The sequence below is a fragment of the Myroides sp. TSA_177.3 genome (assembly GCF_052691955.1).
Map to the genome: position 1 here is coordinate 1 of NZ_JBQZGD010000034.1, position 20,769 is coordinate 20,769.

Here is a 20,769-nt window from a genome sequence, read left to right on the forward strand (position 1 = left end):
CGGCCCCTCCTTCGTCGGGGAGACATACTGGGTGCAGATTACGAGATGATGATAGATTCTTCTTTAATCGATAAATCTCACAAAAAGCAACCCTCACAACCCCTTTCTTTTTTAAAGGGTAAAAAAGAAACAAAAACCCCTTCAACTAACCCAAATAAAGGTCAAATTAGTTTTCAAGGCTGAAAATAAAAGAACTCGCTACGCTCAAACACCTTTTATTTTTACATCCTTTTCAAATATTTGACGCTCTTTATTTGACTTGCGTTGGGGGTAAATTGTCTGTTGTAAAGGTGTTTTACGCTTTTAAGTAAATTGGTTTTCTATTATCTGCTATGAAAAAGATTATCTCATAACTTATATGATAGGTAGGTCGCTTTTTTGTTTTTTGTGAAGTTGCAAGATTCGCTGTGATAGAAGGTTTATTGCTTTTTTATAAGGAATTACCAGTCCGATTGCGCTCACGAATAGTAATCTCCCTGACGCAGGAAGGGTCGTATCCAGCGCTCACCTATTACTGAACGGGAATAACTAGTGTTGAGTGACGGATGCGGCCCCTCCTTCGTCGGGAAGATATACTGGATGCAGATTACGAGATGATGATAGATTCTTCTTTAACCGATAAAACTTACGATTTCACGAAAAAGCAAAGAGCAAACCTCACAAAGAGCAAACCTCACAACCTCATAACCGATAACTCTTTTATGTAACATTACTCTTTAATCGATAAAATCTACGATTTCACGAAAAAGCAAAGAACAAACCTCACAAAAAACAAGAAATCTATTCTTCCAACAAGTACAAATAAGCATTCGGTAAATGGTGAGACATTGTATTCTCTGGATTATTGAATTTCTTTTGATAAGCTTCATTTTGTAAACCATCTAAGACAATAGGATTCCCACAACGGTTGTAATTGCTTTCTTGGCGATATACAGGTTCTTGTAACTCAGGTAATGTTTTTTGGATTTGTTTGAATAAAAACGGGCCGAGTAATTTAGCATAGCGTTTTACGCTTTTCTTCGTAGGATTGTTGACGCGATTATAAATTCCGCGGGCAAACCATCTTTTCGGCCAGCTGATTTTTTTAATGGCTTTGTCAATATTATCTTGGCTGAATGGACTAATAGGAGTGAAGTCTTGAAAGCGTTGTGTGGTAGGAGGTACTTCCGGAACCCAATCTTGGGTATTGACTACAGAGTAGCTCCATTGATTCATTTCCTTTTCATATTGGTAAGCAAAATACAGGTTTCCAGGTTTAGGAGCTGCTAAGGTGTAGGTTTTAAAACGAATATCTTTAGGAAGGATATCTTGCTTTTGCCACTGTTTTAGTTGAGCTGTAATTAAATAGGCAATTACTCCTCCTTGACTGTGACCAGATATGATGATTTCTTTGTGATTGGTTTGGTATAAACTATCTATTTTAGGTTTCATGTCTTGTAACAAATAAACCGATGCAATGGCCCATCCTGCGTGAACACTGGCTTTTTCATCCGCTGAGAATTGATAGGCCACAGGTTGATCCGGAGTAAGGTAAATGGTTCCGTTAGCAGGAAGCATAGCTGCGTAGTAATTAGCCAACCAGCTAATGCCTCGGTTAACAGATCCACGAATAACCATTTCAGCTACTTGCTTTTCTTCATTATAATAGAGTCCCCATTGGTTCGTTAATCCCATTTCAGGAGAGCGATACAGATTTTTGTAATGAGTGAGTTGATATAAGGAGTCTGTAGCAAATGGTTTTTGAATATCTTGAGCCAAGTGCAAGCTATTTTTAATCTCTTGTACCTCTACTGTAGGTTTTAATTGTTGAGCATAAGAAGAGAGACCTAAAAAGGCAAAACAAATACAAGCGAGTTTTCTCATGGTGTTCGTTCTAGTTTAAAAATAATTACTTTATAAAATTACAGGATTGAAGTGATTAAATACGTTTTTTAGGAATTTGTTTTTTTCTTTGCTAAAAGAATCTTAGTTTTAGAAATATAAAAGAAGATTTTGTTAGGTTTATAGTGGTTTAAATTGCTAAAAATGTCTTAACGGAGGATTCTAATTATGAATTAAACGATACATTTGAAAAAGGTAAAAGAAAATCTTATGAAAAAATTGATATTAGTATGTACTGTAGTACTTGGAGCTTTGTTTACAGTAAGTTGTGAAGGACCTCGTGGACCACAGGGACCTCCAGGAGGAAATGAAATTGCAAATGTATTTGAGTATCATTTAAATTTTAATCAAAATTTAAATGCAAATATTGCAAGTCAAATTGTAAAACACCCAACGAAGGTATACTTGGGAGATGCTGTTTTTGTTTATGTGTTAGAAAAAACGGATAAGAATGGAGATCCAATATGGTCGCCTTTACCGATGCGTTATTTTGTAGAGAATACTACAACACAAAAAGACGAGGAATTAGAGTATATCTATAATTTTGGATTAGATGATTTTGAAATTGTAGCACGTGCAACGGCTCCTTTAGGTATGTTTAATGGAATACCGGGCGATAAAAACAATCCAGGTTATGTGACGGATATGATTTTTAGAGTGGTTTATGTTGCAGGAAAGGATCCGATTCAGAGAAACGCAGCGGTTCAATCCAAGGATGTAGCTCCGTTGAGTTATGATGAATTACTTTTAAAGTATAATTTGACTAACTCACCAGTTAAAAAAATGTAATAAAAAAATAAGGAAAGCGATACCGATGATTCGGTATCGCTTTTTTTGTAGCCTTATGTTTTGGGACGTCTTTTTTAATTTATAGTATAAGCAAAGCTTAAAGCAAAGGAAGTTTCAGTCTATCGAAGTACTAGTGAAGATTGAATCCTTTTCTTTAAGTAGTAAAGACCGTACTTGCTTGGTACGTATTGAAAAGATATACTATATAGGAGACAAATGAAATGAACAGTATTCCTTTTTTGTAGTAGGAGATAGGTTGGATAGTCCTATTGAAAATAGAGGTATAGAAAAATGACTCCGATATCAGTAAAAAAATGTCGTTATAAAAGAGAAGATTGATTAAATAAAAAAAAATACATAAAAAAAAGAGGGGGTGTAGTGTTGTTTTTTGTGTTTTTTATTACTTTTGTGTCATCAAAATAGGGGGTGTCCCTTTAAAAAGTGTAATTATGTCAACATTTCGTTTTCGAGCAATTGAAAAAGCAGCCTCAAGAAGTGCTGTGAAGGTAGAAGAACTGGGTAGAAAATCATTAATTTTTGGTGATCATGTCTTTAATGACAAATCGATGCGCCAATTTTTGACACCCGAAGCCTATCAGGCGGTAAAAAATGCACAACTGGGCATTAAGATTGACCGTCGATTAGCGGATTACATCGCATTAGGGATGAAAGAATGGGCACTTTCTAAAGGAGTGACACATTATACACACTGGTTCCAACCTTTAACAGGAACAACAGCAGAAAAGCACGATGCTTTTTTCGAAACACAATTTGATGGAGATCCTGTAGAACAATTTAACGGAGGTCAATTGGTACAACAAGAACCAGATGCTTCTAGTTTTCCAAACGGAGGAATCCGAAATACATTTGAAGCAAGAGGATATACTGCTTGGGATCCTACATCACCTGCATTTATCTTTGGTTCTACTTTGTGTATTCCAACCGTGTTTATCTCGTATACAGGAGAAGCTTTAGACAATAAAACGCCACTTTTAAAGGCTATCAATGCAATTGATGATGCAGCAACAGAAGTAGCGCGTTATTTCGATAAAAACGTAAAAAAAGTAACACCAACTTTAGGTTGGGAGCAAGAATATTTCCTTGTTGATGCTGCTTTAGCTGCATCAAGACCAGATATCCTAACAACAGGTAGAACCTTATTAGGACACACGGCTGCAAAAGGACAACAATTGGATGACCATTATTTTGGTTCTATTCCAACGCGTGTATTAAACTATATGCACGATTTAGAAAACCACTGTATCTTATTGGGTATTCCAGTAAAAACAAGACACAATGAGGTTGCACCAAATCAGTTTGAGTTAGCGCCTATTTTTGAAGAAATTAACTTAGCAGTGGATCACAACTCATTATTGATGGATGTGATGAAAAAAGTGGCAGAGAAACACCATTTCAAAGTGTTATTCCACGAAAAACCATTCAAAGGAGTAAATGGATCAGGAAAACACAACAACTGGTCTTTAGCGACAGATACAGGAATTAACCTATTAAGCCCAAGTAAAACGCCAAAGAGTAACTTACAGTTCTTGACGTTTTTTATCAATACAATTAAAGCGGTAAACGACAACGAAGAGCTATTGCGTTCAGCAATTGCTTCAGCGAGTAATGACCACCGTTTAGGAGCAAATGAAGCACCTCCTGCGATTGTATCTGTATTTATTGGTCAACAGTTAACTAAAGTATTAGAAGAGCTGAAAGAAGTAACCGATGGTAAACTATCGCCAGAAGAAAAAACAGATTTAAAATTAAATGTAGTAGGAAAAATTCCAGATGTATTGTTGGATAATACGGATCGTAACAGAACATCTCCTTTTGCCTTTACAGGAAATAAATGGGAGTTTAGAGCGGTTGGATCAACAGCAAACTGTGCGGGTCCGATGACTGTTTTAAATACGATTGTTGCAAAACAATTGAAAGAATTCAAAATAGAAGTAGATCGCTTGGTGGAACAAGATGGATTGAAAAAAGACGAAGCTATTTTCAACGTTTTACGCGAATATATCAAACAAAGTGAGCGTATTTTATTCGAAGGAGATGGATATAGTAAAGAATGGGAAGAAGAAGCTGCAAGACGCGGATTAAGCAACCATAAAACTACACCAGAAGCATTAAAAGCGAAAGTATATCCAGAGTCGATTGCTGTATTTGAAGAAATGCAAGTAATGACGAAAGTAGAAGTAGAAGCACGTTACGAAATTGAGTTAGAAGAATATGTAAAACGCATCCAAATTGAAGGACGTGTTTTAGGAGATATCGCTAAGAATCACGTAATTCCTACAGCTATTAAATACCAAAACTTGGTTATTGAGAATGTAAAAGGATTAAAGGAAATTTTCGGAGAAGAAGAATACAGAGAATATGCAGAAGAGCAAATGCGTATTTTGAAGAAAATATCGTTCCACATTGCTCAAGTTAATACGAAAGTAGCAGAAATGGTAGATCAACGTAAAATTGCGAATGCCGTTGAAGATATCGAAGAACAAGCGAAGATGTACTGCCATGTAGTAAAACCTTATTTCGATATTATTCGTTACCACAGTGATAAATTAGAAATGATGGTGGATAACGAATTGTGGACATTGACCAAATACCGTGAATTGTTGTTTACAAATTAATGGATTGGAGAAGGAAAATCGGAACGCAGTGTAGATTCATCGAACACCAAAACCAGTATAATATAGGTGAAAAAAATGGGAGATGAGAAATATGTGACAAAACGATAACCAAACCGATAAAATGTATGGAAGTTTAGGATACGACCTTTCGTTCCTCAAGGTAACATACAGACAAAAATCGTAAATCATAGATTAAAAAAAAGGATGACTTGCAATCGCAAGTCATCCTTTTTTAGTTAATGGTTAATGGTTATCAGTTATCGGTTATCAGTTATCGGTTATCAGTTATCAGTTATCGGTTATCACTCATCACCTTAACCCCTAACCCATAACCTCTAACCCATAACCATAACCATAATCTCATAACCTATTTCCCTTTTCTATCATTTCTATACGCCCAATAAAACACTTGAGGCAAAATAGTAAAGGCTAGTATCATTCCGATGATTAATCCTCCAACAATCATAATCGCTAAAGGTTTTTGAATTTCAGATCCCATGCCATTAGATAATGCCGCAGGAAGTAATCCCATAGATCCCATAAGAGCAATCATGATAACGGGGCGAATACGGCTTTTTACTCCATCGCGAATCGCATCTTCCAAAGACATTCGCTTCTTGAGGTTTTCTTTCATTACTCCAATTAGGACAATACCATCAATAGTCGATACCCCAAATAGAATAATAAACCCAATACCTGCTGAGATTCCAAACGTTGTACCCGTTACCCATAGTGAAATAAACCCACCAATAAAGGCAAAAGGTAAGGTTAAGGAAGCAATTGCGGTATCTTTTACATTGCCAAAATTGAAGTATAGCAAGATTAAGATCAGTACTAAAGAAACCGGAACAACCAAAATTAACTGTTTCGCCGCTCTTTCTTTACTTTCAAATTCCCCTGCCCATTCCATTTTATTGATTGCCGGTAATTGCACTTCTTTTTCCACTTTTGCTTTGGCTTCCGCAATTGTACTACCTAAATCACGGCCTTCAATACTAAAACCAATACCAATATAGCGGCTATTTCCTTCGCGATAGATAAATGCAGGCCCTGTATGATAATCAATTGTTGCAATCTCTTTTAACGGCACTTGTTTGCCATCTAAACTCGGAATTAGAATATCTCCAATTTTCTCTGCGGAGTCACGGTAATCCTTGTCAAAACGCAAGACAACATCAAACATACGTTCGTTTTCATAGAAAGTTGTCGCTGCCTGACCACCAATGGTCATCGCAATTACAGCTTGTGCATCTGCCGTTGTAACAGCGTATTTTGCCATTTTAGAATCGCTCAAAGAGATGCGCAATTCAGGAAGACCAATATTTTTGAATATATTCAAATCGGTAACTCCAGGTACATCTTTGATACTTTTAGCTACTTGAGTGGCGTATTTTTCTAAATCAAAAAGATTGTCGCCAAATATTTTAATAACCAAAGAACTCTTCACACCAGCTACATATTCCTCTACGTTATCTTGAATCGGTTGACTAAACCCAAAGTTAATTCCAGGGTATTTCTCTAAGGCAACACGCATTTCTTCCAGTAACTTATCTTTAGAAATGGAGCGTTTCCATTCGCTTTCAGGTTTTAGTTGGGTGTGAAATTCAATATTAAAGAATCCCGTTGGATCCGTTCCATCATTTGGACGTCCTGTTTGAGTTAATACAAATTTTACTTCCTCAAAATCGCGTAAAATACCTTTCATTTCGTTCGCTAAACGAACCGATTCATTCAAGTTGATACTACTCGGTAAAGTAGCGCGAATATAGATGGCACCTTCATTTAGTTTCGGTAAGAATTCAGAACCGTAGTAGTGAAAACGCACCCCACAAACGACTAAGATTAAACCAAATAAGGCAAACGTTAGTTTTTTGTGATAAAAACTCCAGTTGAACATTTTATAAATAGAGTTTTTAAAGAATCTAGAAACGAAGTTTTCTTTTTCTTCAATATTCTTCGTTAAAAGGAGCTTACACATGGCAGGCACGTAGGTTAAGCTTAAGATTAAAGAACCTAATAAGGCGTATCCTAGTGTAAACGCAAGTGGCGAGAACATTTTACCTTCTACTTTTTCAAAAGAGAAAATAGGCATCAAGGCTACGATTAGAATTAAAAGAGCAAAGAAAATATACCCCGCTACGCTGCTCGCACTTTTTCGAATGGTTCCTAATTTAGACATCTTATTGAAGCGCTTCATGCCAACAACCTGGGCCTTCTTTTCCAGTCCAACAAAGACATGCTCAACAATCACCAGCGTTCCTTCCAAGAGTAAACCAAAGTCTAAAGCTCCCATAGAGATTAAGTTGGCTGGTAATCCTTGGATTTTTAGCATGATGATAGCAAACAAGAAAGACAAAGGAATAACAGTGGCTACAATAAAAGTGGTACGCCAATTGTATAAAAAGATAAATACAATAACGGATACCAATAAAACCCCTTCAATTAAGTTTTTAGTTACCGTATGAACCGTTGTATTGACTAAATCAGTACGGTCAATAATCGGTACGATTTTTACATTTTTAGGTAAAATACGGTCGTTTAAGTCGTCGATTTTTGCTTTGAGGTTGGTGATTACTTCACTTGGGTTTTCCCCGCGTAACATCACGACAATTCCTTGAACCACATCGTTTTCATCTTGGTATCCAACTTGTCCTAAGCGCGGTTTCGCATTGATTTCTACTTTAGCTACGTGTTTAACTAAAATAGGCGTATTGCCTTTTACCTCAATGAGGATGTTTTCGATGTCTTCTACATTGTCCAATAATCCTACCCCGCGAACGACATAAGCTTGATCACCGCGTTGAATAACATCTCCTCCTACGTTGATGTTGCTCTTTTCTACCGCTTCATAAACATCCAATGGAGATAGGCCATAATTGACTAATTCCGTTGGGTTAATCTGAATTTCGAATATCTTTTCTTCTCCACCGAAACTCACCACATCAGCTACACCAGGTACAGCTAATAATTCTCTTTCGACTACCCAGTCTTGTATGGAGGTAACCTCTTTAATCGGTAAGTCACTTTGGATAATATAGCGAAAGATCTCGCCCGTTGCTCCGGATGGAGGTTCAATTTCGAAATCAGCCCCATCGGGTAGGTTGACGTTTCCCATGCGGTTTGACGCATATTGCTGCGCATAGAAATCATCGATTTCATCATTGAATATAACCGTAACTACAGATAATCCAAAAAGTGAAATGGAACGAACTTCCGCTTTATTGGGAATCGTATTCATCTCTTTCGAAATCGGTAGGGTAATAAATTTTTCTATTTCTTCAGCACTACGTCCAGGCCATTGTGTAATAATACGCGCGCGGGTATTAGTTACATCAGGAAAGGCCTCAATAGGCGTGTGGATGTAGCTATAAATTCCACCAAACAACAATAACAGTACGCCAAAAAGAACGATGAACGTGTTTTTGAGGGAAAAGGCTACAATATTTTTGACAAATTTTTGCATGTTTTACTTCTCTTTTGGATTACAAGTGATTGTTTAATTGCTCGTAAATTAATAATTCATTGGTGGTAATCACCGTTTCTCCTTCTTGTACACCCCCTTGAATATAGGTGTATTCTTGGTTTTTAGTCAGCGGTGTGATTTGGCGAATTTCTTGGTGACATTTATCTTGATACACAACAACATAATTCTGGTTGTTGTCAAAAATGATAGCATTATTAGGTACCGCTAAAGCCTCTCCTTGATTGTCATCAATCAATAAATGAATTTCTGCAGACATACCTGGACGCAATTTCATCTCGTGATTGTTTAACACAATACGCGCTTTCAATACACGCTCTTCTGCATCAAATACCTGTGATATGTTAGATATGTGCCCTTTAAATTTTTCATCGGGATAGGCAAGCGTACTCACTTGTACTTCTGCATTCAGGTTGACATAACGCATAGAAGTTGCATATACATTGGCTAAAATCCATACATCGTTTAAATTGGCAATGGTAAACAATGGTTCATCCGTGTCGGTGATAGTCATCCCTGTTACAATGCTTTTGGTTACGATATAACCATCTTGCGGAGCAATGATTTGATATATTCCTTCTTTATTTTGACCATTGAACATGGATAAATTGCTTTTTGCTGATCGCAATTTACTTTCCAATACCTGTACATCTTCTTCCGCTTCTAGTAATTCTTTTTGAGAAGAAATACCATCTTGGTACATGGATGAAACCGATTCTAGTTCGCGTTTAGCTACTTTTAATTCTGCTTCTGTTGCACGTAACTCGGTTTTGAATTCGTTTAAATCCGTACTTCTAATTTCGGCTAATAATTGTCCTTTTTTGACGAAATCACCTAGTGAAAATTTAGCACTTACCACAATTCCTTCTACTAAACTGTAAAAAGGGATGGTTTTATCTTGGTTGTATTCCACCGTTCCATTTAAACTCATTGTGCGTTGAATGGGACGTTGTGTAACTTTAGCAAAGTTTAAGCCTTTGCCAATTTCTTCTGGAATACAGTAAGAATCTTGGGCTTGTGGTGCTACTTCTTGTTGTTTACAAGCCGATAAGGTCAATGCAGCTAAAACAGCATAGCCAATAGTATGTTTTGAGAATGTTTTGATGCTTTTCATATTAAATATCTTTTCCAATAGCGAATTGTAAATTTTCTAGTTGTTCGTTTAATTCCTTTTTAGTTTCGAGTAGAATATTTTTGTTGTCCACATAAGCTTCTACAAAATCTAAATACTCAATCATGCTGACGTTCTTTTTTTGGAAGTTTTTGACATAAGCCTCCAGTAGTCTATCTAGTTGAAGTTCATAATCAGCATCAATTTGGTTGTATAAGTCTTGTGCTTGTGTATAGTTTCTCAAAGCTTCTATGATGTCATTGGCAATTTCATTTTTCTTGTTTTTAGCCTCTAACTCTGCAATTTGAACCCCTAGTTTCGCCTCTTTGATATTGCCTTTGTTGCGGTCAAATATGGGAAGATCAAATGAAAGTCCGAAACCAACAAAATCGCGCATAATATTTCCACCTCGATCATAATCAACCCCTAGTGTGATATTGGGTGTACGCTCTGCTTTTTCAATCTCTACCTGTTTTTTTGCTTGATTGATGAGGTTGTCATTGAGCATGATATCAGGCCTATGTTCTTGAGCGTGAATAATCCAATCTTCAATTTGTAGTTCACTAACCAGTTTATTAGGTATGTCTAGCTCATTAGTAACGTAAATCGGCGTATTGGTTCCAATGTTGATGAAATTTTTCAATTCCTTCAAAGCCTCTTCCAATTCCTTCGAAACATCAACTAATTCTTTTTTGAATTGCAATTGAGCTGCTTTTAATCGGATATATTCACTTTGACTAATATTCCCTTGGTTCAGCTGATTTTTATAGCTTGTAATCAAGAGGTTGGTATTGTCAATTTGTTTTTGGTAAATTTCTTGCTGTTGCTGTAAAACTTGAATAGATGTTAAGGTATTGCGCAAGGAAAGTTTGGATTCGCGTAAAACGATTTCAAAATCCGTTTGGCGTTCTTCAATACTCAATTTTTGAAGATCAATGCGCTTGCGTCTTTTTCCTGCAGTTTCTATTTCCTGTTCAAGGTGAAGAGAAATTTGCTGGGAAGTTCCCCAATTACCGAAGATAATGGGTTGCTCTTCAATATCTGTGGTGCGCCATACATTGACTTCTGAAATTTCAAAAGTAGGATTTGGCCATAATCTAGCCTGAATCAATTGGGCTTCTGCTTGAGAGATTTCCAATTTTTTAGCCAATAGATCTAAATTTTGCTCTAGAAATAAAGTCTCTATTTCTTCTTTGCTCAATTTTAGTGCTTGCTTTTTTTCTTGTGCTTGTGAAATACACGTAGAAAGAACTAAAATAGATAAGGTTAGTACACGTCTAAACATCTTGCTCATAATTTATGGTTCAAAATTACATTCCTCATATTATAGGGACTTTGGAGTCGCATTAATAGGATATTAAAACTAGATTAGAATTCGATTAGAACTTCTTTATCCTGCTATTTTTAGGTAGATAAACAAAAGGTATGCCAGTAAGGATAAATTGTTGATTAAATTACATATTATGCTTTGTTTTATATTTGTTTTTATGTGAAATAAAGATTTAATATGTAAGTTAATTTTAAAAATTGTATAAAATAAAATACAAGTTAAATATTTTTAACAATTTAATCTAAGAGCGTCTATATGTGCAAGTATTGGGGTGTAAGATTACCTTGAATGTTGAAGGGTTTTTGGCTGCTGTTAGGTTAATTTAGCTCGTTTTTTTGGTGAAGTGTTTTTCTTGTACTGAATCGAAAGAAGAGGATAAGGAGGAAATTACAATTCAGTAGCGAAATAGGAGAGAGGGAAAATAAAAAAGCCTATTACCGAGCGGTAATAGGCTTTCTTTTATGTTTAGAAATAAAATTATTTCTTTAAATGTTTTCTGTATTGAATGAAAGATAATATACTGATTACACTTACAAATCCAATAGACCACCAAATGATTGTTGGTGTAATTACTTTATCACCTGATGCGTATGAGTGTAATCCGCTTAAGTAGAAGTTTACTCCAAAATACGTCATCATAATCGCGTAGTAAGCAACAATGCTAAATACGTTGTAAATCCACGTACCGCGCATTGCAGGAACTAAACGAGCATGGATAACAAAAGCATATACCATAATACTGATCAATGCCCATGTTTCTTTTGGATCCCATCCCCAGTAGCGTCCCCAACTTTCGTTGGCCCACTGACCACCTAAGAAGTTTCCTATTGTCAAGAGCACTAAACCAACAGTAAGCGCCATTTCATTGATATAGGTTAATTCCTTGATGTTTAAATCCATTTTCTTTTTGTTCTTACTGTTGGTTAAGATCATCAAGATTAATGCAACAATCCCTAGAATCATTCCCAGTGTAAATGGTCCATAACTCGCTACAATAATAGCAACGTGGATAATTAACCAGTAAGAGTCTAATACAGGCTGTAAGTTTGAAATTGCAGGATCCATATAGTTTAAATGGGCAGCCCATAAAATCATTCCCGTAACGAAAGCCGTTGAAGCAATGGTTAACTCTGATTTCTTACCGAAATACAATCCAAATAGGGTAGTTGCCCAAGCGACATAGATTACTGATTCATACGCGTCACTCCAAGGAGCGTGTCCTGAAACATACCAACGTACCGCTAAACCTAACGTGTGGATAACAAATAAGGCAAGGGTTAACCAATGACCTACTTTGATCGCTTTATTCGCAAATTTATTTGGTTTTAAAATCACCCAAATGATAAATATGAAAGAGAAAAGCGCAACCATCATGTAGTATTTATACAACGTTTTGAAAATATCGTATTGGTTGTATAAAATTTCAAATTTGATTTTACTGTCTGATGGCATTACATTTTTACCATACGAATGCTGGAACGTATTGATGTGTTCTAAGTATTCTTCTGCTTTCGTGTAATCACTTGTACGTTTCGCTTCAAATAAAGCAGGAACATACATACGAGAGAGGATATTCTTTGTAAAAGTAGAATCCATACCCGTCATACCTGATTCGTTTAACTCTAAAGGAGAAATCCATTTATCGTTATCGTGTTTTGGAATCGGGAAGATGGCTAACATTCTACCTGTAAAAGCTGCATTTAATAAAGCTACTTTACCATCCAAATCCAAGAAATCAGTTTGGAATTTATTTTTCACGCTCGCGTGGTTTGCCTCGTCTACGTATTTTACAATTTTGTAATTGCCATTTTCATCGAAGAAATCAACAAATGAAGCGTGTTTTGTACCTTTAGGTAAACCTAAAACTTCTGTGATTTTATCATTTCCTCTTTGTAATTCAATGATAGGAGCGAAATACCAAAAGTTAGGAGCACCTTCCATTTGTTGCGCAACAGTAAATTGCGTAATAGATAAGAAGACTTGATCCGGAGTTAATCCTTGGTAATTTTCTTTTTTATACACCTTTCTCAATAACTCAGAAGAGAAGGTATTGATTGGTTTCATACGTCCACCGTAATCTTGAATTACTAAAGAACCGAATTTAGCTGCGTGTTCTTTGCTTATCGTATTGGCGTGAATGATTGAATCAATAACAGCAGCACTTGGTTTTTCAGGCGCATGCATATGTTGAGCTGAAGCTCCAACAGAGAATAAAAGAACAAGTAGAGTCAACATCGACGCTTTTTTGTCTCTTACTTTATTTAATTTGCGTTTTAAGTCAGCAAAACGCGAGTTTTTGTCGAATAAAATCCAAACTAAACCTACGTATAAGAAGAAATATCCGATATACGTGATCCAAGTTCCCCAGAAATCGTGGTTTACAGATAGGATTGTCCCTTTTTCATCTGGGTCAAATTGCGCTTGGAAGAAACGGTATCCTTGATAATCTAAAATATTGTTCATATAAATACGTGCATCAAAAGAGTTTTCACCATCTAAAACAGTTACTTGACTTTCGAAAGCAGAATAACTCTTTTCTGTACCAGGGTATTTATCTGCGATAAATTTATTCAAACGCACTTGGAAAGGTGTGGTATAAACTTTACTTCCATAGAGTAAAGTAAACTCTAAATCCCCCAATTGAATTGCTTGAGGTTCACCCATTCTACCTGCTTTTCCTTTCAAGATGACTTCTTTTTCAAGTCCTTGAGAACGCACAGTAACAATAAGGGCATCAGTAGTCATGAGGTCTTTAAAGTTACCATTAGAAACTACTTTTGTTTTTCCTTTCATTGGTAGTTCAGGTAGTACAAATTGAGTACCTGCCATCGTATAAAGTGAACGGAAGTTTAAAGGTTGTTTCTCGTTAGCAGCTACATCTCCAGTCGATTGATCTGCCATTTTCATGTAATTTCCTGTAAAAGGAGAATCGATAAAGAACTCGCCATTTTCAGTAGAAATATTGATTGCTCCATCTGTAGGAACGTTATAACTAAATAAAACGCCGTGAATGCTTGCTACTTTTCCTTCTTCTAGGTAATGTTCGTGGCGTTCGCCATCTCCAGATTCTACTAGTTTTAAGAAGTTTGTACCATTGGGATCTGCTTCAATTACTTCTTCCGCAGCCATGATAAAGTCTTTATATTCAACTTCAAAAGGAATTCCGTTGAAGTCTTTTTTCATTTTGAAATGGTTGTCAGTTACTTGTGAAAAGTATTGATCCATTTCAAATGTACGTCTTCTGGTTTCTCCTTCGTATTCTCCATCCGCCATAACCGTTAAGAAGGTTTTGTCTGAAAAGATACTGTCCGCTGTTTCTCCTTCGCGAATAGGCATCATCCCTTCAAAGCTGATGTATCGCGTGATAAAAGCCCCAATCATAATCAAGATGAAGGCTGCATGCAGCATAAAAGTGGACCATTTTTCTTTGGATAGTAAACGGTAACGTTTGATGTTTCCAATAAAGTTGATTAGGAAAATCAACATGATTAACTCAAACCATTTGGTATTGTAGATAAGAATCCGAGCGGTTGTCGTGTTGTAGCGATCCTCAATAAAAGTTCCCAGGGCAAGGGCTACTGCAAATACGATGAAAAGAACAGCCATTAATCGGGTTGAGGAAAAAAAAGATATGATTTTTTTATCCATGAGTTGTTGATACGTTGTTTTTATAATGGAACAAAAATAACCAAAATGCCCAGCAAACCTGTATATTTAACTTATTATTTAGGAATGAAAATAACTTTTTTTATGCGTAAAAAAATCTAAATTTGCAAAGATCTTTACCTCATTTGATCGATGATTAAAAAATCAACAAGGTTTGGTCGCTATTTAGTGAATTAATAAAAAATTAACCATGCCAAAAATCTCTCAAAAAGGCATCCATATGCCTGAGTCTCCGATTAGAAAATTGGTTCCTTTTGCTGAAAAGGCGAAACAAAAAGGACATCATGTTTATCATTTAAACATTGGTCAACCCGATATTAAAACTCCAGTAGATGCTTTACAAGCGGTAAAAGATGCAGATATAAAAGTACTTGAGTACAGCCATTCTGCAGGTTTTGAAAGCTATAGAATTAAATTAGCGAAGTATTATCAAGCGCATCAAATTGATGTAAATGCTCAAGATATCATCATCACAACAGGTGGATCAGAAGCGTTAATGTTTGCTTTGGGTAGCACTATGGATCCTGGAGATGAAATTATCATTCCAGAGCCATTCTATGCAAACTACAATGGATTCTCAATTTCAAATGGAGTGAACATTGTTCCGGTAATGTCAACCATTGATACAGGATTTGCTTTACCTGCTATTGCAGAATTTGAAAAGTTAATTACACCAAAAACAAAAGCAATCTTAATCTGTAATCCTGGAAACCCAACAGGTTATTTGTATTCAGAAGAAGAAATGAAGCAATTAGCGGCTTTGGTAATCAAACACGATTTGTTTTTAATTGCTGATGAAGTATACCGCGAATTTGCTTATGATGGATTCAAACATATTTCTGTAATGAGTATGCCAGAGTTAGCGAATAACGCAATTATGATTGATTCTGTTTCGAAACGTTATAGTATGTGTGGAGCTCGTATTGGTTGTATTGTTTCTAAAAACAAAGAGGTAATGGATGCAGCAATGAAATTTGCACAAGCGCGCCTTTCTCCTCCTACATTTGAGCAAATTGCAGCAGAAGCAGCTTTAGATACACCACAATCGTATTTTGATGAAGTAATCACTGAATACAGAGAGCGCCGTGATGTTTTCATCAAAGCTTTACAAGAGATTGACGGTGTTTTTGTAACGGTTCCGAATGGATCGTTTTACTGTGTTGCTAAATTTCCAGTAAAAGATGCAGATGCTTTTGCAAAATGGTTGTTAGAAGAATTTGACTTAAACGGAGATACAGTTATGATTGCTCCTGCTGCTGGATTCTATTCTACACCAGGTGTTGGATTAAATGAAGCTCGTATGGCGTATGTCTTGAAGAAAGAAGATTTGATTCGCTCTGCTGAAGTGTTAAAAGAAGCATTAAAAGTATATCAAACGATTGAGAAATAATCATCTCTATTATATCGTATAAAAGAAAACCACGCCTAGGCGTGGTTTTTTTGTTTTATACAAACTTTAAATAGTAGAAACTAAAGGATAGGATTGTACTTCCTTGAACATTCCTTGGAGTTTTCTTGGAGTTTTCTTGGAGTTTTCTTGGAGTTTGCTTCGACATTCCTTCGACAAAAAGGCCTTTTTCCCTAGTATACTCCTAGGATACTCCAAGTATACTCGAACAAAGCTACTCCTATAGTAGTATAAAGAGGCTCTAATTCCTTTGTGGTTTAACTATCATCTCTTTTGTGATGAACTCAAAAATTTAGGTTTACTTGAGCTTAAACTCGTTCAGCATTTAAGTGATTTACCTGAACTCCTCTTTTCCTTATAAGATGGGAAACAAGCTACCTTCATCAAGCTATAAAGTATTCAATTTTTAATTACTCTTTTCAATGTAGGAAAAATTACGTGGATTATTTTCCACAACAACTAAAATAAAACATTTTCCACAAGATTCGTTTGATACAAAGAAGTACCTTGTTTTTATTCTTCAGGATTAGATCGAAAATAAATTTAACCATCCTTCAAGAATCAAAACTACAAAAACGCAAAATAAGACGTGCTACTTGATTATTGTTTTGTTCAAGGTCTCTTAGGTATTAAAATAAATAAAAATGGACTAACGTTAAAATATGAAGGTCGTTTTTGGAGCGAAATACCTATTTATTCCTTTTATAGAGAAAAAAGGATTTGTAGGTCGTTTATTTTTTCTGAAGAAAAGGAAAAAATAAGGGAATAAAAAACGCAAGTACAAGTTGTGTAATAAGGACATTTCTCTCTCCTTTTTTTCCTGTGTTTTTCGATGCTCAAGCAAGACTATAGCTCGTATTTTACTTTTTTTAACAACAAAAAGCGGAATTGACTTTTTACTTATATGATTTATATCATGTTTTTGTACTTTTTTTTCGTACGTGTAGAAAATGAAACGTACTGACTCTTTTCTTTTTATTAACTAATTGATTTTTAGTTTTTTAGTATTGATTCATATTGTTGGAATGTAGTCCTTGCTAATAATGTGAAACATGTATTATATATATAATTGAGATTTTTGTTAAAGAAAAATGATAGCGTGAAAAGCGTTTCATCGCATCGGTTGAATTTGAGTTCAAGTAGAACAAAAAGGAACGAATTGATGTGAATAGAAGAAGTAACAAAATGGACAAATTGAATTGTAGACCTCTATAAAATACGTCTAGTTTTAATTGCCGAAAAGATATATAAAGAATAATACGACACAAAATATTAAGTTATGAAAAAAAGACTAATACCAATTGCACTTGTTATGGGAGCAATATCAGCAAACGCACAGGTGGGTATTGGAACATCAACACCAAATAAGTCAGCTGAATTAACAGTTCACGCTAAAGAAGGTGATCGAGGAATTTTAATTCCTAATGTGTCTTTATCTAGCACTAAAGATATTAAAACGATCAAGAATGGAAACGTAAATAGCTTGTTAGTATTCAATATTAAAACTGTGAGTGATGTTACTCCAGGTTATTACTATTGGTATATTGATACATGGCAACGTTTAACAACAGAGAGCGATATTCCAGCTATTGTTGTAAATAACTTTGAAAATATCCTAAATATGGAAGGTGATAAGGTGACAAACCTTATCAAAAATATTGTTAGAAATACGGAAGGTAATGTAATTTATGAAGGGGATAAATTATATTATATCAATGCCGATGGAGACAAAGTTGAAATCAATTTTGGTGATATCGTTGCGGCGAATGAAAGTAAAACTGTTATCGTTTCTAATACATCAAAGAAACAACAGTATTACATTTCAGAATCGTATTTACAAGTTAATGACACTCCTACACAAGCAACAATTGACACATGGACTGCAGGTACTATACCAGCAGGCGTGTACGCGATTGATGTAGTAGGAGGTGTTGTTAACAATTTTGAGGAAGTAGTAAATCAAGGGCCTATTAATGTAGACGGACGTACGTTCCCTACAATTAATGACTACATCACGTATTTAACTGAAAGTACAGGTGGATTTACTAAAATTGTTTACGATGCAACAACTGGTGATGCTATTTTCCAAGAATGGGATGAAGTAACAAAAAGCTGGGTAAATGTAAACAATGCTAAGTTCAAAAAGATTGTTACAGATAACGAAAGTAAAACTGTTATCGTTTCTAATACATCAAAGAAACAACAGTACTATATTGCTGAAGCTTATTTACAAGCGAATCAATTACCTACACAAGCGACAATTGATGCTTGGACTGCAGGAACTGTACCAGCAGGAGTTTACGCAATTGACGTAGTAGGCGGAGTGGTAAATAACTTCCAAGAGTTTGTAAACCACGGACCTATTACTGTAGATGGACGTACATATCCTACAATTAACGATTACATTACTTATTTAACTGAAAGTACAGGTGGTTTTACTAAAATCGTGTACGATAGTCAAAATAGAAATGCAAGCTTCCAACAATGGGATGAAGCAACGCAACAATGGGTAAATGTTATCAATAGTAAATTCAAAAAAATCATTACAGATAATGAGAGCCAAACGGTAATCATTACAGTAAATGATAAACAATACTATGTATCAGAAGCTTATTTAGCTGCTAATGATGGAGTAGTTCCTACAACAGTAGATCCTACAAACTTACCAGCAGGTATTTATGCAATTGATGTAGTAGGAGGCGTAATCAATAACTTTGAGGAAATCGTGAATAACGGACCTATTACAGTTGATGGACGTACATACCCTACAATCAATGATTACATTACACATTTGACAGAGACAACAGGTGGATTCACTAAAATTGTTTACGATCAAACAACAGGAGATGTAATTTTCCAAGAATGGGATGCTTCTACAAACTCATGGGTAAATGTAGATAACAGCAAATTCGAAACAATCGTTCAAGCAAATGAGAGTCAAACGACAATCATTACAGTAAACGACAAACAATACTATGTATCAGAAGCTTATTTAGCTGCTAATGACGGAGTAGTTCCTACAACAGTAGATGCTACAAACTTACCAGCAGGTATTTATGCAATTGATATAGTAGGAGGTGTAGTAAACAACTTTGAGGAAATCGTGAAGAACGGACCAATCACAGTTGACGGACGTACGTATCCTACAATCAATGATTACATCACACATTTGACACAAACAACAGGTGGATTCACTAAAATTGTTTACGATCAAACAACAGGAGATGTAATTTTCCAAGAATGGGATGCTTCTACAAACTCATGGGTGAATGTAGACAACAGCAAATTCGAAACAATCGTTCAAGCAAATGAGAGCCAAACGGCAATCATTACAGTAAACGACAAACAATATTATGTATCAGAAGCTTATTTAGCTGCTAATGATGGAGTAGTTCCTACAACAGTAGATGCTACAAACTTACCAGCAGGTATTTATGCAATTGATGTAGTAGGAGGTGTAGTAAACAACTTTGAGGAAATCGTGAAGAACGGACCAATCACAGTTGATGGACGTACGTATCCTACAATCAATGATTACATCACACATTTGACAGAAACAACAGGTGGATTCACTAAAATTGTTTACGATCAAACAACAGGAGATGTAATTTTCCAAGAATGGGATGCTTCTACAAATTCATGGGTGAATGTAGACAACAGCAAATTCGAAACAATCGTTCAAGCAAATGAGAGTCAAACGACAATCATTACAGTAAACGACAAACAATACTATGTATCAGAAGCTTATTTAGCTGCTAATGATGGAGTAGTTCCTACAACAGTAGATGCTGCAAACTTACCAGCAGGTATTTATGCAATTGATGTAGTAGGTGGTGTAGTAAACAACTTTGAGGAAATCGTGAAAAACGGACCTATTACAGTTGATGGACGCACGTACCCTACAATCAATGATTACATTACACATTTGACAGAGACAACTGGTGGATTCACTAAAATTGTTTACGATCAAACAACAGGAGATGTAATTTTCCAAGAATGGGATGCTTCTACAAATTCATGGGTAAATGTAGACAATAGCAAATTCAAAACAATCGTTACAGAGAACGAAACAGTAACGGTATTAGTAAAGAATGCAAACGGAACGTTTACATACTACAACGAGAAGGAAATTGATGAAAACGGTCAACCGAAAGCAGGAGCAACAGGTGTAACAATCGATCCAGCTTTAGTAATTGTGGAAGATTTATCTAAATCAAATGGAACTTATGTATTCAAAGATTCAGAAGGAAATCCAATTGCTACAATTGACATTAATTCAGATAATATTCGTTACGACAATACAGATTCAGGTTTAACATCAACGAATGTTAAAGATGCTTTAGATGAGTTAGCGAATACAATCGCAACAACAAAAGGAGACTTATCAGTAGCAGGCGGATTAGAGTTCACAGGAACAACAGACGGAACAGCTAAATTATTAGCTGATGCTGGAATCCAAATCGCTGA

9 protein-coding genes and 1 pseudogene are annotated in these 20,769 nt (G+C 35.7%); 5 read left to right on the forward strand and 5 right to left on the reverse strand.

What is annotated here, in order from left to right:
• On the forward strand, positions 1 to 183 hold a 183-nt coding region (locus ACUTSE_RS17445; RefSeq protein ID WP_445641174.1), incomplete at its 5' end, for a hypothetical protein.
• Between the two features lie 597 nt (positions 184 to 780).
• On the opposite strand, the gene ACUTSE_RS17450 is transcribed toward ACUTSE_RS17445, so the two are convergent.
• Positions 781 to 1,863 (reverse strand): lipase family protein, encoded by a 1,083-nt coding sequence (locus ACUTSE_RS17450; protein ID WP_445641175.1) that lies wholly within the window; start codon positions 1,861 to 1,863, stop codon positions 781 to 783.
• Positions 1,864 to 2,091: 228 nt separating this feature from the next.
• Here ACUTSE_RS17450 and ACUTSE_RS17455 point away from each other — a divergent pair, with 228 nt between their 5' ends.
• A complete protein-coding gene (locus tag ACUTSE_RS17455) occupies positions 2,092 to 2,670 on the forward strand; it encodes a hypothetical protein (protein ID WP_002986200.1) in 579 nt (192 codons plus the stop codon).
• A 449-nt stretch (positions 2,671 to 3,119) separates the two neighbouring features.
• Positions 3,120 to 5,306, forward strand: a complete 2,187-nt coding sequence (locus ACUTSE_RS17460) for a glutamine synthetase III family protein (RefSeq protein ID WP_002986199.1) — start codon at positions 3,120 to 3,122, stop codon at positions 5,304 to 5,306.
• 367 nt (positions 5,307 to 5,673) lie between these two features.
• Here ACUTSE_RS17460 and ACUTSE_RS17465 read toward each other — a convergent pair whose 3' ends face one another.
• The 4 genes from ACUTSE_RS17465 to ccsA all read right to left on the reverse strand — a co-directional run bounded on the left by ACUTSE_RS17465 (position 5,674) and on the right by ccsA (position 14,876).
• Complete coding sequence (locus tag ACUTSE_RS17465) at positions 5,674 to 8,769, reverse strand: efflux RND transporter permease subunit (RefSeq protein WP_445641176.1); 3,096 nt, start codon at positions 8,767 to 8,769, stop codon at positions 5,674 to 5,676.
• Between the two features lie 19 nt (positions 8,770 to 8,788).
• Positions 8,789 to 9,901 (reverse strand): efflux RND transporter periplasmic adaptor subunit, encoded by a 1,113-nt coding sequence (locus ACUTSE_RS17470; RefSeq protein WP_115090966.1) that lies wholly within the window; start codon positions 9,899 to 9,901, stop codon positions 8,789 to 8,791.
• Between the two features lies 1 nt (position 9,902).
• On the reverse strand, positions 9,903 to 11,192 hold the full coding sequence (locus tag ACUTSE_RS17475; RefSeq protein WP_445641177.1) for a TolC family protein: 1,290 nt from the start codon (positions 11,190 to 11,192) through the stop codon (positions 9,903 to 9,905).
• Between the two features lie 513 nt (positions 11,193 to 11,705).
• A complete protein-coding gene (gene ccsA / locus ACUTSE_RS17480) occupies positions 11,706 to 14,876 on the reverse strand; it encodes a cytochrome c biogenesis protein CcsA (protein ID WP_445641178.1) in 3,171 nt (1,056 codons plus the stop codon).
• 208 nt (positions 14,877 to 15,084) lie between these two features.
• Between ccsA and ACUTSE_RS17485 the strand changes: the two genes are divergently transcribed.
• Positions 15,085 to 16,284, forward strand: coding sequence for a pyridoxal phosphate-dependent aminotransferase (locus tag ACUTSE_RS17485; protein ID WP_115090960.1), 1,200 nt, complete (start codon positions 15,085 to 15,087; stop codon positions 16,282 to 16,284).
• A 1,297-nt stretch (positions 16,285 to 17,581) separates the two neighbouring features.
• Positions 17,582 to 20,769: pseudogene (locus tag ACUTSE_RS17490) on the forward strand (hypothetical protein); the annotation flags it as partial.

Coding starts and splice junctions, on each gene's coding strand:
- ACUTSE_RS17465 (WP_445641176.1), bottom strand. CDS start 8,769: ATGCAAAAATTTGTCAAAAATATTGTAGCCTTTTCCCTCAAAAACACG.
- ACUTSE_RS17460 (WP_002986199.1), top strand. CDS start 3,120: ATGTCAACATTTCGTTTTCGAGCAATTGAAAAAGCAGCCTCAAGAAGT.
- ACUTSE_RS17485 (WP_115090960.1), top strand. CDS start 15,085: ATGCCAAAAATCTCTCAAAAAGGCATCCATATGCCTGAGTCTCCGATT.
- ACUTSE_RS17455 (WP_002986200.1), top strand. CDS start 2,092: ATGAAAAAATTGATATTAGTATGTACTGTAGTACTTGGAGCTTTGTTT.
- ACUTSE_RS17450 (WP_445641175.1), bottom strand. CDS start 1,863: ATGAGAAAACTCGCTTGTATTTGTTTTGCCTTTTTAGGTCTCTCTTCT.
- ACUTSE_RS17475 (WP_445641177.1), bottom strand. CDS start 11,192: ATGAGCAAGATGTTTAGACGTGTACTAACCTTATCTATTTTAGTTCTT.
- ccsA (WP_445641178.1), bottom strand. CDS start 14,876: ATGGATAAAAAAATCATATCTTTTTTTTCCTCAACCCGATTAATGGCT.
- ACUTSE_RS17470 (WP_115090966.1), bottom strand. CDS start 9,901: ATGAAAAGCATCAAAACATTCTCAAAACATACTATTGGCTATGCTGTT.